Source organism: Exiguobacterium sp. KKBO11 (assembly GCF_001644945.1).
Classification (GTDB): Bacteria; Bacillota; Bacilli; order Exiguobacteriales; family Exiguobacteriaceae; genus Exiguobacterium_A; species Exiguobacterium_A abrahamii.
This window is the reverse complement of record NZ_LUCU01000033.1, coordinates 179,297-195,756: the sequence shown is the minus strand read 5'-3', so window position 1 is coordinate 195,756 and position 16,460 is coordinate 179,297. Positions and strand designations below refer to the sequence as shown.

The 16,460-nt window shown below is 43.5% G+C and carries 17 protein-coding genes; 7 read left to right on the top strand and 10 right to left on the bottom strand.

The genetic code is table 11. From position 1 onward, the window contains the following. The first annotated feature begins 19 nt into the window (after positions 1-19). A complete protein-coding gene (locus AYO36_RS12025; RefSeq protein ID WP_064300561.1) occupies positions 20-835 on the top strand; it encodes an HNH endonuclease in 816 nt (271 codons plus the stop codon). 259 nt (positions 836-1,094) lie between these two features. On the opposite strand, the gene AYO36_RS12020 is transcribed toward AYO36_RS12025, so the two are convergent. The 6 genes from AYO36_RS12020 to AYO36_RS11995 all read right to left on the bottom strand — a co-directional run bounded on the left by AYO36_RS12020 (position 1,095) and on the right by AYO36_RS11995 (position 10,457). Next, positions 1,095-4,256 (bottom strand): type I restriction endonuclease subunit R, encoded by a 3,162-nt coding sequence (locus AYO36_RS12020; protein ID WP_064300560.1) that lies wholly within the window; start codon positions 4,254-4,256, stop codon positions 1,095-1,097. Between the two features lie 24 nt (positions 4,257-4,280). Then, a complete protein-coding gene (locus tag AYO36_RS16935; protein ID WP_082874246.1) occupies positions 4,281-5,531 on the bottom strand; it encodes a restriction endonuclease subunit S in 1,251 nt (416 codons plus the stop codon). Then, positions 5,521-7,113, bottom strand: coding sequence for a type I restriction-modification system subunit M (locus AYO36_RS12010; protein ID WP_064300559.1), 1,593 nt, complete (start codon positions 7,111-7,113; stop codon positions 5,521-5,523). The genes AYO36_RS16935 and AYO36_RS12010 overlap by 11 nt, the downstream gene beginning before the upstream one ends. Before the next feature lie 159 nt (positions 7,114-7,272). Continuing rightward, positions 7,273-7,770: a type II toxin-antitoxin system HicB family antitoxin gene (locus AYO36_RS12005; RefSeq protein WP_064300558.1), complete on the bottom strand. Its 498-nt coding sequence runs from the start codon at positions 7,768-7,770 to the stop codon at positions 7,273-7,275. Between the two features lie 54 nt (positions 7,771-7,824). After that, positions 7,825-10,137: a DEAD/DEAH box helicase family protein gene (locus AYO36_RS12000; RefSeq protein ID WP_082874245.1), complete on the bottom strand. Its 2,313-nt coding sequence runs from the start codon at positions 10,135-10,137 to the stop codon at positions 7,825-7,827. Then, on the bottom strand, positions 10,134-10,457 hold the full coding sequence (locus tag AYO36_RS11995) for a nucleoside triphosphate pyrophosphohydrolase (protein ID WP_064300557.1): 324 nt from the start codon (positions 10,455-10,457) through the stop codon (positions 10,134-10,136). Before AYO36_RS11995 ends, AYO36_RS12000 begins: the two co-directional genes overlap by 4 nt. 89 nt (positions 10,458-10,546) lie before the next feature. Here AYO36_RS11995 and AYO36_RS11990 point away from each other — a divergent pair, with 89 nt between their 5' ends. Continuing rightward, complete coding sequence (locus AYO36_RS11990) at positions 10,547-10,936, top strand: RidA family protein (RefSeq protein ID WP_064300556.1); 390 nt, start codon at positions 10,547-10,549, stop codon at positions 10,934-10,936. Positions 10,937-10,969: 33 nt separating this feature from the next. On the opposite strand, the gene AYO36_RS11985 is transcribed toward AYO36_RS11990, so the two are convergent. Genes AYO36_RS11985 through AYO36_RS11975 form a run of 3 tightly spaced genes read right to left on the bottom strand, consistent with a single transcriptional unit; the run spans position 10,970 to position 12,019 of the window. Then, positions 10,970-11,233, bottom strand: coding sequence for a hypothetical protein (locus tag AYO36_RS11985; protein ID WP_064300555.1), 264 nt, complete (start codon positions 11,231-11,233; stop codon positions 10,970-10,972). Then, a complete protein-coding gene (locus tag AYO36_RS11980) occupies positions 11,223-11,585 on the bottom strand; it encodes a hypothetical protein (RefSeq protein WP_064300554.1) in 363 nt (120 codons plus the stop codon). The genes AYO36_RS11985 and AYO36_RS11980 overlap by 11 nt, the downstream gene beginning before the upstream one ends. Beyond that, positions 11,582-12,019, bottom strand: a complete 438-nt coding sequence (locus AYO36_RS11975; protein ID WP_064300553.1) for a hypothetical protein — start codon at positions 12,017-12,019, stop codon at positions 11,582-11,584. Before AYO36_RS11975 ends, AYO36_RS11980 begins: the two co-directional genes overlap by 4 nt. Positions 12,020-12,168: 149 nt before the next feature. Between AYO36_RS11975 and AYO36_RS11970 the strand changes: the two genes are divergently transcribed. From AYO36_RS11970 to AYO36_RS11955, 4 genes are read left to right on the top strand one after another with little or no spacing between them, the layout of a single operon-like run. Next, a complete protein-coding gene (locus AYO36_RS11970) occupies positions 12,169-12,849 on the top strand; it encodes an ABC transporter ATP-binding protein (protein WP_082874244.1) in 681 nt (226 codons plus the stop codon). Then, entirely contained in the window at positions 12,842-13,840 is a 999-nt protein-coding gene (locus tag AYO36_RS11965; RefSeq protein ID WP_064300551.1) for an ABC transporter permease, read from the top strand. The genes AYO36_RS11970 and AYO36_RS11965 overlap by 8 nt, the downstream gene beginning before the upstream one ends. A gap of 49 nt (positions 13,841-13,889) precedes the next feature. After that, positions 13,890-14,540: a Type 1 glutamine amidotransferase-like domain-containing protein gene (locus tag AYO36_RS11960; protein WP_064300550.1), complete on the top strand. Its 651-nt coding sequence runs from the start codon at positions 13,890-13,892 to the stop codon at positions 14,538-14,540. Next, on the top strand, positions 14,537-14,944 hold the full coding sequence (locus AYO36_RS11955; RefSeq protein ID WP_064300549.1) for an NUDIX hydrolase: 408 nt from the start codon (positions 14,537-14,539) through the stop codon (positions 14,942-14,944). Before AYO36_RS11960 ends, AYO36_RS11955 begins: the two co-directional genes overlap by 4 nt. A 48-nt stretch (positions 14,945-14,992) precedes the next feature. On the opposite strand, the gene AYO36_RS11950 is transcribed toward AYO36_RS11955, so the two are convergent. Further along, the gene (locus tag AYO36_RS11950) at positions 14,993-16,084 is read right to left on the bottom strand and encodes a GGDEF domain-containing protein (protein WP_064300548.1); all 1,092 of its coding nucleotides are present in this window, start codon (positions 16,082-16,084) and stop codon (positions 14,993-14,995) included. A gap of 145 nt (positions 16,085-16,229) precedes the next feature. Between AYO36_RS11950 and AYO36_RS16930 the strand changes: the two genes are divergently transcribed. After that, positions 16,230-16,406 (top strand): hypothetical protein, encoded by a 177-nt coding sequence (locus AYO36_RS16930; RefSeq protein WP_023466867.1) that lies wholly within the window; start codon positions 16,230-16,232, stop codon positions 16,404-16,406. Positions 16,407-16,460: the final 54 nt, after the last annotated feature.

Below are 16,460 nucleotides of genomic sequence, written 5' to 3'. Positions count from 1 at the left end.
TCTTAAGGAGAGATATTTTATGAGTTTTTATATTGTCATGAATAATGCTTCTCAAGATCAGAATATTCTTGAATGCCCTACTAAGGATACTTTAGGAAATGTACCTCATTATTATTCTAGAATGGTAAATTTAAAAGAAAATGATTTTGTATTTCATTACAATCATGGATTGATTGATGGAGTAAGTAAAATCACACATTCAACGATTATAAATGAAAATCATAATTTTTTAGCAAGAATTGATTTTACACGGTTAAAGAATCCACTTCATATTAGAAGTAACTGGTCTATTATTAAGGAATTGTTGCCTCACGAATATTCTCCATTTCAAATAAATAGTGTTGAAAACGATGGATTTTTATATCCCTGTAGTGATGACTTAAGCATGTATTTATTATCTAAAATTTTTAAATATAACGCAGAAGTAATTGATGAAGATGAAATAAGACATACTGAAGTTCAATTAGAAATTTTAATGAGAAGAGGACAACATTTATACAAAGAAAGATTAGTAAATCTATGGGAAGGAAAATGTGCTATTTGTCATATTAACTTACCAGAATTACTTAGAGCATCTCATGCCAAGCCATGGAAAGACTCTAATCAACATGAGCGCCTCGACCCCTATAACGGACTATTATTATGTGCTCATCATGATGCGCTTTTTGATAAAGGACTAATTAGCTTTGATCAAGAGGGGCAAATTTTAATGTCAGAAGTATTATTATCTTCAAGTCCTCAAGTGTATCAAGTTGCTTCAGATATGAAACTTGATTTTTTCGAAGAAAACAAAAAGTATTTATTATGGCATCAATGTTATATTTTCAAAAAATAAATTCATTGGAAATATCAGTTAAAAATCTAAAATTCTTAGTCTATTAGTATTTTAAAACAGATTTAAACATTAACTGCACAAAAAAATGTGAAATACTAACTGGTTTATGAAAACAAGCTGTTATACATGTCTCCGTTCGTATCGTAATCAATTCCTACATGATCAATTGCAAAGACAACATGTCATCGACCTATTTAGCATGAACTAACAAAAAAGTCTTCCACATCTGAACAATAGATGCGGAAGACTTTTTACACTTTTAGCGAAGCTCTTGATCAAGCGGGATGATTTCTTCATCCAATACGGTACGCCATGAACGTTTCATGCCTGGACCGTATTTTAATAAGATCGCTTCAGGATGTGTGTCTTTGTAACGCGCAAAATCTTTACTCTCAATGATTCGTCCTACATTCGGTATTTTCTCCATCCCGATATGATACTGGACAGCAGAGGTATACAGCTCTTGCTCATCGACACACCACTCTAAAGCAAATGTTTCAATTTTTTCTTGATAGGCTTGTTTAAAATAGCGTCGCTTTATGACAAAGATATCCTCATCCGGTGAGACGACTTCGTTATCAATTGCATCTAAAATCGTATGATAAACCGTCTTCACGATTTCGGATTTTCCGAGTTTTTGTAGCGCCTTTTCAATTTCCGAACGTATGTCTTCACTGTTAGCAGAATACGTACCTAATAATTGGTTGATATAGGTCGAATCGATATCATAGAGCTTGATCGAATTCTCTGCGTAAAACTCGATTTCGGAATAATCCACTCGTTCTTCATCACTGTCATCTTCGTCTTCAATCAGAGACCCTTTTACCGTTTCATAAATACCAGCAAAGTCTTCAAGTACTTGTACTTGATCCACTAATGCTTTGGAACTCTCCATATCATCATTGTATTCATCATACGTGGCTAACGCTTCGAATACTCGATTGAATTCTTGATACGCCTTCACGAATTCCACACGTTCTTCAATCGGCGAATGCTCATCAATGACCTCCAGTGATGGGGCGATATCCTTTAGTACTTTGTATCCTTTTTTAAATCGCTTCTTCGATTCATCGTATGTCGGATAAATCAAGCTCGAATCCTCATTTTCATTCGAGTAGAGACGTGTCGCTGCGCGGACATTTTCTTCCATCGTCGCAGGACGCCGGAATGTAACGACTAATCCTTTTGTCTTATCCGGATATGTTCGATTCGTTCGTGAGAACGCTTGAATCAAGTTCGCATAGCTGAGGTTCCGGTCGACGAACAATGTCTGGATCGTCGGCGCATCAAAGCCAGTCAGTAACCGATCAACGACGATGACGAGATCGATATGTTTTCCGAATTGCTTGAACTCAGCTTTTTTCCGTGCCAACCGATTGTTGATATCGCCGTTATAACGCTCGATGTCTTCGATGGACCAAGCCGTTCCATAATAGTTGTTGTAGGCAAGAATGACTTGACGCATTTCTTCTTGTACTTCTGTTGCGTTCTCAGTGTTCTCTTGCATCGAGTAGGTAATCGCGATCCGCGGGAAATCAGGATCATCGATTGTCCGTCCTTTTCGAAGCGGATGCCCTGCAAAATGTGCCTCCATCCAGTTTGGATCTTGTTTCATCTCTTGGATGGCATGGTAATAGCGCTTCGCCATCGCAATCGAACTCGTCGTCAAGATGGCCGATTTTTGTGGTCGTCCGTTTTTAAAGTCAAACTTCGTGTAGGCATTATCCGGACGGAACAGCTTCTGCAAGACCTTCTCGATATGCGCGCCTCGCTCATACAAATCATTCGGGATGTATGTCTCTTTAGTCATCTCATCCATTTCTTCGATCAAGGTACCGATTTCTTCATCGGTTCGATCAGCATATTTGGCATCTGCTCGTAGATTCGAAAAAATGTGATTATAGAGCGAGCCAGGTTCGATCGTGTCCTCATGTTCGACTTGAAAGCCGAGGACGGATCCATCTTCGAGCGCATTCTTGATCGTATACGTATGTAGAATCTCACCGTATTGATCCCGTGTCGTCCGCGCCAATTGACCTTGTGCTTGTTTCTTGTTTTCATTGAAGATCGGTGTTCCCGTAAAGCCAAACCAGGTCGAATTCGGGAAGAAGCCTTTGATTGCCTCCATCCCTTCCGCACTCAAAGCACGATGACATTCATCAACGACAAAGACAATATGCTGTCCAATCAGCTTCTGGAATCGTTGCGTTCCTTTTTCAGCTTCTTGCTTTTGCGCATAACGTAATGCTGCCTCGAGCTTTTGACGCGTCGTGATGATGACGGTGTTGGAGTTCGTATCCGACAACAGTGTTTCGCTCAGTTTTTTTGAGCTCGACGTGCCAATGATTAAGCTATTCGCGGAAACCGTCCCAGTCGAGATGCCTGTGTTGAACTCCGAGGCGAACTTCGTGAATTCACTCGTCGTCTGGTTATCCAGGTCTTTCCGGTCAATCAGCATGATCGTTCGATCGACTCCCGGTTTCCGGGCTAACAACTTTGTTGAGACAAAACTCGTTAACGTCTTTCCGGATCCTGTCGCATGCCAGACAAAGCCGGATTCATGACGCATTGCTGCCGTAAAGAGTGCTTCAATCGCATGAATCTGATACGGATGGAGCACCATCAACGCTTTATTGTCTTGATCCTCGCTAACGATCGTGTAGTTCGCAATCAGACGGTGCGCATCGGGGATGTTCAAGACTTGTTTAACGAACTCATACAGATTGTCGACTTTCTGGTTGTTGGTTGTCCGCCAGCTGAAGATGAACTTCCGATGCATGTCTTTTGGCAGCGCATTGGCAAAATAACGTGTCGTCTGCTCGTTTGAGATGACGAACAGCTGCAACGTCGAGAAAATGTTGTTCCGGAACAAGCCTTCTTCCGCGTATTTCTTAATTTGATGATGTGCCTGGAAGACGCCATCTTTCGCCGTGACTTTCTTCAACTCGATTTGAACGATCGGTAAGCCGTTAATTAAGAGCGTGACGTCAAAACGACGATCCCGTCCGTCCTCTTTCGACCGTTGTTTCGCGATTTGATGGACGACTTCATACGTCGAAATCCCACCTCCGATATCTTGGTTCGAATAGAGAATGAGTGACATCGATCCAAGAGTGGCGTCTTCGCGTTCAATCGTAATGCGAGAGATTCCATTCTCTCCTTTTAACCAGCGTGCTGCATCAAAAGGCGTCTGCGTCTTCGACAACAACTCTGTCTTGATTTTATCGAACTCTGCATCAGTAATTGGGTGTTCACCAATCTCTGATAAGTTATTTCGCGTTATTTTGTGACGTAGATTGTTCCATAGATCCGCTTCAGATTTTAAGTCAGGACGATAGTTCCATTGATTATGTCCCTCGCCGAGAACCTCAATCAATCGCCGTTCAACCGTCAGCTCATCATCATGTGTTAACTTCACCACGATTCCTCTTTTCTTCTTAGTTGATTAGACAAACATCTTTTGAAGGAAACCTTTCTTCGTTTCTTTTAAAGCCTCGAGTTCTTTCTCCTTCATTTCGATGACTTCGTCTAATTGTTTAAAGAACTCGCCGATTTTAACTTGTTCTTCAACACTCGGTAAACATATTTCTAATTTTTTTATAATTTCTGCATTATAGCTTTGTTGTTTTGTCCCTTGTGTAAATTTTAATCCGTAATTTTCACCTACTTTTCTATACCACTGAAAGAGAAAAGTAGTATCAAGTAAGTTTTTTTTAGGGAACAGCGCCATGCAAGACTGGTTTAGTGTAGTTTCCATTCCAAGTATTGCACAGTTTCCTCTTGTCCCAGCTGCTTCTAATCCTGTAATTGCTATAACAAAAGTATTTTGGGGTACTATTTTTAAATTTGCGTTTCTTTGTCCGATTTCAGTTATTTTTTCAATAGTAGTCTTCACTACTCCTCGGTTAAGTTCCCCACTAGACAACCAATTTATGTTACCATTCCAAAAGTCTTTTCTATTTCTTGATGGTGTTTGACCATTATATATAGAATCTAATACCTCTCCTAACGTTTTTAGTTCCCATTGTTCGTGGAATTCCGGAAAGCGGATTTCCGGTATAGTCATTCCTTTTTCAGGAAACATCTTTTGCAAGAAACCTTGTTTCGTTTGTTTAAGAGCATCGAGTTCTTGCTGATGAAGATTAATTTTATTTTCTATGTTCTGTATCAATGTACTAATTAATAGTTGTTCCTTCAAAGAAGGGATATAAATCTCAACATTTTTTAAAATTTCTTGCCCAACGTTATATCTTGTACTTCCACCTGCTTTGGACTCTATTTGATATCTATTTCGGTAATTTAAACTGCATTCAATGAACTTAGCATCATATTCATTTTGTTTTTTTCCTCTTATTGTGAAACCGCTATGGAGTGCATACTGTTCTTGCAAATAAGCTTTTGCCCATCCAACTTCATTACGAACCTCAGACGACCGTACGAAAATTAAATCACCATTCTCAACTTTATTTTTACTTTCTATACTTTCTTTAACTTCTACAGAGTTACGTATTTTTTTATATTCAATTCTTTCCTCAGAGAGTATGTCCATGACACTAATCATTTTTCTCCCACGACCATAGCTTTCTTTAGGTGCGTTTATTCCATTGGAAAAATTCATTAAATTCGATAATTTAATCAAATTCCATTCATCCTCAATATTTTTATATCTAATTTCAGGTACAGTTTTATTTTTCAATATTAAACACCTCTAACGCCCCTTGAATCCATTGTTCACTTTCTTTCTTATATTTAAGCGATGAAATCATCTTGAATAAATCCTCTTCAAGTATAGCTTTCTTTGAACGGATTATTTTCAATTCATGACCGATTGATGCCATATCAATTTCTTCTTCTTCTTCAAACAAATCAACAAATCTCGGGATATTAAGGTTGAAATCATTCTCTTGAATTTCATCAAAACTTGCTACGTGAGCATATTTTTCTACAGTCTCACGTTTTTTATACGTCTCAACGATTCGGTCAATATGATCATTCGAAAGTTTATTTTGATTCTTTCCTTTGATAAAATCTTTGCTTGCATCAATAAAGAGAACATCACGTGTCTCGCGATTTTTCTTCAATATAACAACGGTTGTTGGAATTGATGTTCCAAAGAACATGTTTCCTGGTAATCCGATGACTGCATCGATGTTACCATCTTCTAATAACTTTTTACGAATAACTCCTTCCGCTGCTCCACGGAACAGAATACCATGTGGTAAGACGATCGCCATCGTTCCTGTATCTTTTAAATGATAGAAACCATGCAAAAGAAATGAAAAGTCAGCTTTTGTTTTCGGCGCTAATTTTCCATAACGATTGAAACGTGAGTCATCCAAAAAAGTTGCATCAGCTGACCAGTGCGCTGAGTATGGAGGGTTCATCAACACAGCATCGAATGTATAGGGTTCATCTGTTGGCCAGTCTTTATTTAATGTATCTCCGTTACGAAGACGCATATCTTCGCTTTTCACACCGTGTAAGATTAAGTTCATTTTCGCTAAGTTAAACGTCGTCGTGTTTAGCTCTTGTCCGTGATATTTGACTGTCTCCGGATAGTTTAAGTAATTCCGTACGTTCAACATCAACGAACCGGATCCCATCGTTGGATCGAAGACACTGAATAACTTTTTATCTTCATGATTGATTGTGACGATTCGTGCCATCATATCTGAAACTTCATGCGGCGTATAGAACTCACCCGCTTTTTTACCTGCTTCTGAGGCGAATTGGCTGATTAAAAATTCGTACGCATCGCCAATCACATCTCTGCTTTGACCAAGCAACTCAACATGATTCAATTTTTTTAATACTTCCGTAATCGTGATATTTCGTTGTTGATCATCCGATCCAAGTTTCTTCGACTGCAAGTCGACATCATCAAATAAACCATTGAATTGAATAAACTTTGTCGAAAGATCATTGAACGCTTTCGCTAAATCATTCAACTGGAACGTATTTTGTTGCGCTTGATCCGCTAAGACATTGAATAGATAAGCCGGTGCAATTTCATAACCAAGCATGTCGACAAGCGTCTCTACTAAATCATCTTTGATCTCCTCGTCAGAGAGTAGCTCTACATATAACAACGTTTGTTTTGCTTGCGTATCGTAATCCTCAAAAGACTTATCCGCTAACGTTACGACCCTCTCTAAAACTCTGTCTGATAAGTATTTATAAAAAATCAATCCGAGTAAGTAGTTTTTGTACTCCGAAGCATCCATCTTGCTTCTCAGACTATCGGCTGCGCTAAATAGCTGTTGATTTAATGCTGACATCTATTTTCTCTCCATTCCATGAGCAACCAGTAGTAGCTCTATTAAAAAAGTATTCTTCTATTTTCATTATAAATGAATCAGTTACTATTTTCTTCTAATTACAACCCTTATTTAATTTATGAACCATTTAGTTATATTTTCACCCTTGTTATGCTAGTGTCATTTTACGACCCGCCCTGTATAAAACACCTCATCTTCATCCATATCATAATCACCTAGAGAAATGATTGTTCCTCCTGCATCCAGTACGCGAGTAATAGACTCCATCAAAAATTTACTATCTAAGCCAACCTCAACGTCTTTATTTCTCGCATCCACACACTTCAATAAATAAGAATCTGGTGTCGCTAATTTTGAATCGGGTCGAGGTTCTACATCCACTTCAATCAATTCGACATGAACTTCTTTCGAATCCTTAAGATTTAACTGCTGTAATGTAGATGGCTTATTAAACGATTTCCCATGCGTCAACATACTCTCTAACATTAATTCTAAAGCATCTTTCGCCATGAACAGTGCATGTTCATACGTCTCTCCATCCGTGAATACATTATCTAAATCTGGAAAAGAAACGTAGTATCCATCATTACGTTTATCACCAAAGCCCTCACCTTCTTCTATTTTTGTCAACACTGCATAATACTTATATATAGCCATTTATGTTCTCTCTCTTCCTTCTTTTTCTCTTTAGCTTAAAACGTTCCCAGCTAATTAATTCGAAAAATACATATGCAGTCGGAAATGAATTATGTCTTTTATGACGTTAAACAGTTTCTGTCCTGATGTTTGGTTTTCGATTGATAACACGTCACCATCAAAAACAAATGGCTTTCCCATCTTCGGAAACGGCATCTTCTTCAATAACCGTTCTACTTTTAATGCATTAAACGGTCCTTTTAATTCCGCCGTTTGCGCATCCTTCAACTCCCGATACTTTTCCGCATACAAATACTCATAAAAGAACGGTGCGACTTCTTCGGTCGTAATCGGCTCCATCCATCGTTCTTCTCCCCGCTCAAGCATCGCTAACAGAACGACCATCTTATAACTCCGATTCATGATTGTCTTTTCGACCTGCTCGATCAATTCTCGATTTGTGTCGTACGCTTCGACCTCTTCGTCTGATAACTCCTGATGCTCTCTCAAGAAACCAACGTAAGAACCCCACTCCTGTTTATAGCCTTGCGGAACTGCTGCATACTCACCGATTTCAACATAGGATGGTCGACGACCGAGTTCGTATTTGATTTGCTCATATTGTTCAATCAGTCGTAACTTCCGCTGACTTGGTTGTCGTAGTCGATGAATCAATTCTAGTGCTTGCGTATCGAACTGAATCACACAGCCTGGCGGTGGCGTAATCGGTTCTGTCTCCCCACGCTTGAACAATTCTTTCATTGTCCCGAGCAGTTTCAGTTTCATCTCGACGTTACGATAGTTCCCAATTAAGTCGATAATGACGCAGTGTGATTTATCTTGCGCTAAGCGTAGTCCGCGTCCGATTTGTTGCGTATAGATGGCGACAGACTCAGTTGGACGACAGAACAGGAGTGTATCGACTTTCGGAATATCGACACCTTCGTTAAACAAATCGACTGTAAAAAGGACTTCAATCTCACCCTGCTCGAATGCTTGCATATGTTGCGCGCGATTCGTCGTCTGCCCTGTCAGTGCAAACGCCGTCGTTCCTTTTTCCCGGAATACTTGCGCCAGATATTCCGCTTGCTTGATCGACGAACAAAAGCCGATCGTCTTCGTTTGCCGATGTTTCTCCCAAGAATGATAGATATTATCCGCGACTTCACGATCGAGTTGCCGATGCTCGAGCTGCGATGCATCATAGGTCCGACCGATTCGTTGAATTTGGGAATAGTCGATCGTGTCATGAATACCGTAATAATGAAACGGCGTCAAAAAGCCTTCAGCAATCGCCGCTGTAAAATGCATCTGGAAAGCAACGTTATGGTGACAGATCGCATAGACATCCGCACCGTCCATTCGGTCTGGTGTTGCCGTCAGACCAAGCAAGAAACGCGGTGCGAAATGATCAATGATTTTCCGATAACTCGTCGCTGCCGCATGATGGAACTCGTCAACAATGATGAGATCAAACTGATCCGTTGCAAAACGGTCCAAGTGACGCTTTTGCGCCAACGTCTGGACGGAAGCGAAGACAATCTCCGTCGTCTCCGTGACAGTCCGGTCACTGCCGATATAAAAGCCAGTCTGCCACGCCGGATTGACTTTTTTAAACGAACGCTCGGCCTGTATTAACAGTTCTTTTTGATGTGCCAGGAACAGGACTCGTGTAAAGTCTCCCGCAAAAAACGCACTCAGATAGGTCTTCCCTAATCCAGTCGCAAGCACTGCCAATGCACGTGTCCGTCCTTCTTCCATCGTTTCCCGTAACGCGTGCAGTGCTTCTTCCTGCACCCGGTGTGGCAGGATTTCTGATGCAACGACGACTGTTCCTTCGTCATACTCGACTTCCGGTTCCGCGACATATTGCCGCGCCGCATACTCTTGACGGTAAGCGTCTAAGACCACTGGATTCAGTTCTTCTGCCGATTCACTGAGGTAAAGGTCCATGAAGGCATCAATCGCATCATCAAGAATCTGTGGAGCGACAGCTTGTGGTAGATGAACGTTCCATTCGATACCGGACCGAAGCGCACTGTTCGAGATGTTTGACGACCCGACGATTGATAAGCCAGTCTCTGCGTTTCGAAACAGATATGCTTTCGGATGGAACGAGCGTCCGCCTGACCGATAAAAGCGAACTGACAACCCATCAAGCGCAAGCAACTGCGCCAATGCTTCTGGATCGGTGATATGCAGATAGTCGCCAATCAACAGCCGAATCTCGGCTCCTCGTTGCAAAGCACGACGAAACGTTGGGACGAGTAAGGCGACGCCTGACTTCTGGGCAAACGCTGCGACGATATAGACTTCCTCCGCCAAATCAATGGCTTCGACGAGTGAGTCATATAAGTGATGCGTCGTCAGCTTCGCTTCCGGGATCAATCTTCGACCTCGATCAGGTAGAGGCGTTCTTCGAATCCACCGCGTTGTTGCTGTTTCTTCGTTCGGACGGCTTCCAGTTCCTCGACTGTCACGCCATGTGTCTTCGCTAACGCTTGAATGAGCTCCAGTAAATCAGCTAACTCCTCGACAGCGTCTGTGTCCGTCGTCGCTTCCTCGTATTCAGCCAGTTCTTCATGTAATTTCTTTTGCGCTTCCACTAGGAATTCATTTTCATCCAACGTGCGGAACGTCGCTTTTTTCCCATTTTGGTCGATGATGTTTGGAATCGCGTCTCGAACTAATTTATGATAAAGTGGCATATCAATTCACTCCTTTGAAGGGTTGAGGGATATCCGAGTCGAATCACTCGGTGTCGTACATATGTATTTTATAAGAGGAGGTTCTTTTCATGTCTACATTCAAACAAATCGACACACCGAACGCCCCTACTGCAATCGGTCCTTACTCACAAGGCTTTATCGCGAACGGTACACTCTATGCTTCTGGACAAATCCCGATCGATCCAGCAACAGGTGAACTTGTACCAGGCGGAATCACGGAACAGACGGAACAAGTCATGCGAAACGTTGATGCCATCCTGAAAGAAGCAGGACTGACACCTGACCGCGTCGTCAAGACGACATGCTACTTAACGAGCATGGAACACTTCGCTTCTTTTAATACGATTTATTCCGATTACTTCGCACCGCACAATCACTTCCCAGCTCGGTCTTGTATCGCTGTGAAGGAATTACCAAAAGGTGCATTAGTTGAAGTCGAGATCTTAGGACTCGTGTGATCTGATCGCTACGCACTCGTTGCGTAGCTTTTTTCATCGCAATCCCCAGCGTCCTGTTCCTTTTCCGGTCTCACTGTAAAAAAGGTCCTGCTCCCCCTGGTACAATTCACACTCGCTCGCATGCAGGTAAATCAATTTTCGAATGCGTGCCTCGAGTCCTGCTTCTGATGTAAAGCGTGATAAATCCAAATGTTCTGCTTGTCTGACGCGCTGGTAGATATCGATTAAGTCGAGTGGTGATTGTCGTTCTAGGATTCGCTGAATTACATCAAGTAACTGCTGGCTCTCATCCGTCATGTCCTTCTAACTCCTTTTTCATCACCTTGTTTTGAATCGCATTCATCACCATTGGTATTTGCACGACCAGATTCAAGACACTCACTCCGAGAACCAGTTGACTGACTGTCAATGGATTAAAGTATCCTTCGCCATATCCTTCCCCCACGCTGAGCGCGATCCCGTACGAAATCGCAAACGAGACCATATTGCCGATGACGATGTATTTTGGTTTTCCACTCCGTGCCAGTGAATACGATAGTACACCAAGTCCAAATAAAAACAAGGCATATCCTAGTATCGAACCCTCTTTCCAATCGAGGTAAGGTCCAAGCCACGCAAACGGAATCAGATACAATAGCGCTCGTTTCATTGTTCACCCTCCCCTTCTTCGTCTTTTCGGTTACTCCCGGCATCGTAGTAACCGTATAAAAGTTCCCGAATCATCCACCATCCAGGTGGATAGATATTTGATCCTGAAAGTTTCTCTGTACCATTTTCTGTCGTCACATGAATTTCCCAATCCGTGCCGTCACAAATCATAACGCCTTCAGGATACGGATAGTTTCGCCAAACTTCTGCATCGAACCGATCCGACCACATGTCGATTAAGTAGATGTCCTCTTCTGTCAGTTCTATCAGTAACGGATTCAATTCCTCTGGTAAATTTAGTTCTTGAAACCACCATCCGGATAATCGTCTTTCCTCATCTTCCGCACGAACCCTTCGACTTGCACGGTCCCACCAAAACGTCTGTCCTCTTCCCATGCCGGATTCCCGAAAATAAATTCGCTCGACTGTTTGCATCGTGATCATCCTCTAAAATTGATATTTCCATTATAGCCCATTTGTTATTTTTAACCTGTTACATTTTTTACTATGGTTCTACTGATTTCTGTTGCTGTGAAACATTTTTCTCCTTCTATCAGTAGATGTAGTGAAAGGAGATGTTTCACATGCATGTATCCATTCAACAAGCCGGTTATGACGTCGGTCAGCCCGTCTTAAAAGAGATTGCGTTTGCCTTACAGCCTGGATCCATCACCGGTTTGATCGGTACAAACGGTGCAGGAAAAAGTACGACGATTCAAGCGATGTTCGGTACGCTACCTTGGGTCGAAGGAGAGATCGATTTACCGGTCTCACTCGCCTATATTCCGGAACAGCCAACCTATTATGAATATTTGACGCTCGCCGAGCACCTTGAGCTGGTCGCTTCGCTCCACGAGACGGATCATGCCTATACGGAACGACTCTTAAAGACGTTCGAACTGCATGCTGTCACAGGTGACTATGTATCTTCTTTCTCTAAAGGAATGAAACAGAAGGTGATGCTCGTCTGTGCTTTGATGCAACGCGCAGACTGCCTGATCATCGATGAACCGTTCGTTGGTCTTGACGCGGTCGCAACGATTCGGTTGTTACATTTACTCGAAGCAGAACGAACGCGTGGCGTGGCGATTCTGCTCGTCACCCATGTCCTTGATTCCGCAGAACGTCTGTGTGACGACTTTGTCTGGATTGATCAGGGGCGCATCAAACATCAAGGAACACTCGCTCAAATCGGTGAAGCCTCTGGTCAGCCTGGTGCCCGCTTATTCGACATCATGGAAGCGATGGTGCTCGAGCATGATTGAAACCTTTTTGAAGCAACGGATCCGTCGACGGCATGCGGAACAGCGTCGCTTCTTTCGAGAAATCTTCGACTGGACAATCTTGCTGTATCTCGTCATTCCAGTCGGTCTGTTCATCATCTATGAGACGATTCAGATCTTAAACGGTCAAGCGGACTGGGTTCAAACGGTTCCGGTCGCTTGGATCTTACTCGGATGGATTCTGTATGGATTCCTGCCCGCTTTTTACGCTTGGTTCGAACCAGCAGATCGCCTCTTCTTCAAACCGGTTCCTGGAGCGATCGTTCGAATGAAGTGGTATTCCGTTCGGTATCATTTCGCGCGGATTTTCTTATTAACGGCCGGCTTACATTTACTCTGTTTTCCATTACATCGCATCCGGTTTGACCAATCTAGTATCACAGTACTGCTGATTAGTCTCGTGCTCTCTTTGCTACAACCGTTCTTTAGCTTTTGGACATATCGGTTATCTGGACAACGGTTCTTGCGGAAATGGAGCGGTCATCTCGTCCTGGCAACCGGACGCATCACTCTGTTGCTCCTGCTTTGGCTTCAATCGCATCCTGTCCTCTTCGTCGTCGCACTGTGTGTGGTGCTGCTCGGATCCCTTCATGTCCGGCACTGGTCACGGCGTGAGGACGGATTAACGGAAGATATCCTGTTGTCGACGAAACGACAGTCGAGTTTATCGGCGACCGTCCTTGAATTGAACGGTGCCTTACCGAAGCCGTCTCACCGAAAGCGTCCGTTCCTTCATCTGCGATTATTCAAACAGACGCACCAGCAACTTCCACTGATCACGTATCTGCGGGATCCGAGTAAGCGTCGCTTCTTACTCCAGCTATTTGCTGCGATGAACTACGGTCTTCTCGTTTTACCATGGATTGGACGCGGTCTCGTTTTAGCCTTCGTCCTGTTTGTTCTCTTTCAAGAACGGAAACAACATCATACATGGTTCCGCAGACAATCATTCTACCAGCACATTTCCAATTGATGGATTTCTGCTATACTTTTTCTATTACATTGGTTGGAGGGATGACTTCATGCGTACTCATTTATTCTTATTCGGAGGCGGTCCTCCTTTTACACCGAACTTACGAACACGATTTGCTACATTAACGAATGGTGGACCGGTCGCGATTCTATACGTTCCGCGGACCGGTAAGGACTGGACGAGCTACGCCTCAATCTATACGAAGCCGTTAGAGGAAGATGGCATCTCGTCGTTCGTCCATCTGCCACTGTCTGACGCACCAACGGACGAACAACTTGCACAACTACAGCAGTGTCAGGGCATCATCATCTCCGGTGGCGAGACCGAATTGTATCAGCAATACTTGGTCGCTACACCGATCGGTGACATCATTCAGTCGCGTTTCGCAGATGGTGTTCCGGTCGCCGGCTTTTCAGCCGGTGCCCTCGTTTCGCCCGAACGGTGTGTGATTCCGGAGATCGACCAACGCGACAATCGACGCCTTCGCTTACCTGGTCTTGCCTTACTGAAAGACGCGGTCGTCTGTGTCCATTATGAGACGTGGGGCGAAGCTGCTCATCTCACGCAATCCTTTACGGAAGAAAGCACAGACCGTGCCTTCGGACTTGCTGACGAGAGCGGGATCTATCTACGCGATCAGTACCTCGTCGAAACAGAAGGAACCGACCCTGTCGTATTATCGCGGAGTCTCGTCAGATGACGGCGATCGTTCCTGCCGTCAAAGGCATCATCATTCACGAGCAACGTCTCCTGATTGTCCGCCGGGCTGCTGCTGACTTCGGTGGCGGGACATGGGAATGTCCGGGTGGCAAGATCGACTTCGGTGAATTACCAGTCGACAGTCTTGTTCGCGAGATTGAAGAAGAGACACAATTGACTGTGACGCCGGAGCGTCTACTCTATGCCTCGAGCTTCCTGACGCATCCCAATCGGCAAATCATTTTATTGATGTACATCTGCTCGACAAACCAGACGAGCGTTCAGTTATCAACGGAACACGACGCTTATCTTTGGGCGGACGAAACAACGATCCGTCAGTTGATCGCGCCGAATATTCTCGCTGATTTTGAACGCCATGATGTATTTTCGTTACTGCATCACTAAACACAACTGCCCCGCCTGACCAATCGGTCGAGCGGGGCAAGCTTTTATTTACAGCAAAGGGTCTCGGTAACAGACAACACGATTTCGCCCAGTTTGTTTAGCTTCATACAATGCTAAATCCGCTTTCTGGACGGTCTCAAATACGGTTGATGCTTGATCGGAAGAGGCAGCCCCTAGCGATAATGTGACATGAAACACTGGATGTTCCTTATAAACGAAGTGTTGATCAGCACAGGCAGATCGAATCCGCTCCCCGAGTCGTTCCGCTTGTCGGAGTGGTACGTCCGGCAATAGTAAAACAAACTCCTCACCACCGTACCGACCGACGACGCCCTGTTCCGGACAATACGATTGCAAGAGATGGCTGAGTTGTCGTAAGACGACGTCGCCTCCTTCATGTCCATATGTATCATTGATTGATTTAAAATGATCGAGATCAAGAATGAGGACGGAAAAGACCGTTCCGTTCTGAGCGTACTCGGCTAACGTCTCATCTAGCTTCCGGCGATTTCCCAGTTGCGTCAGCCCATCCGTTAAAGCCAGTTCTTGTTGCGTGTGCACGAATAAAAAGTGTTTCCGGAGTTCTTGTAAGAAACGATAGGTCACGTAACCACCAATCATGATGACGATGATATAGACGAGCGCAATCTCTAAAAACCGCTCGAACGTGTTCGTCAATAAATAGAGCGCCGGTAAGCTGTATGCGATACCTGTTCCAAGCAACACGAGATAATCCTTCATTCGCTGAGCAGCAAACCGACGATAAATCGTCGCTGTCACGAGTAACGCGACACAGATCAAGGTCGTCAGGATCAGCCCCTCGTATTCGCCAGCCGGTGTCACCGCAAATCGGGCACCGATGATGAACAGCATCGTGATGCTACCGCTGACTAACCCTCCGTAAAAGTACGCCGTAACAAGTGCAACGAGACGCAAATCAATCTTTGCGACGTCATAGGAGATACTGTTGAAAATCAACAGCGCACCAATCAAACCCGCGATACAACCGATTGCGAGTCGGACTTGTAAGGAGGAGTTGGGTGAGATCCGCTCGATTCGTCGTAGCGGTAAAAACGCGAACAGCAATGTCGCAATCAATAGGGAAAAGTTCAACAACAATGAATTGAGCAACGTAAGCACGACGACATCCTCCTCATTCCATTTCAGATGTTTACTCTATTCCCGTCAGATTACACATTCCCCTCTTTTTCCAAGGTTTTCAAACAAGAAGAGAGGGAATCAAACAAATATGTCTATCGTCTACATCATTAAGGGGGAATCTTTCATGGATCGTCAAGCTGAAAAACGAAAAAGTAAGATGCCGTTCTTCATCATTCTCGTCATCGCCATCTTCGTCATCGTTGCTGCTGCGTTGATCATTTACGTCACATCTGAACCAAAAGAAGAGACACAAGCACTTATGACACATCTTGCGACTGTCCTTCCGATTTACGTGAATTAGATTCACAAGACCTTTACACAAGCCGTACAACACCTTAATACATGTTGCTTCATC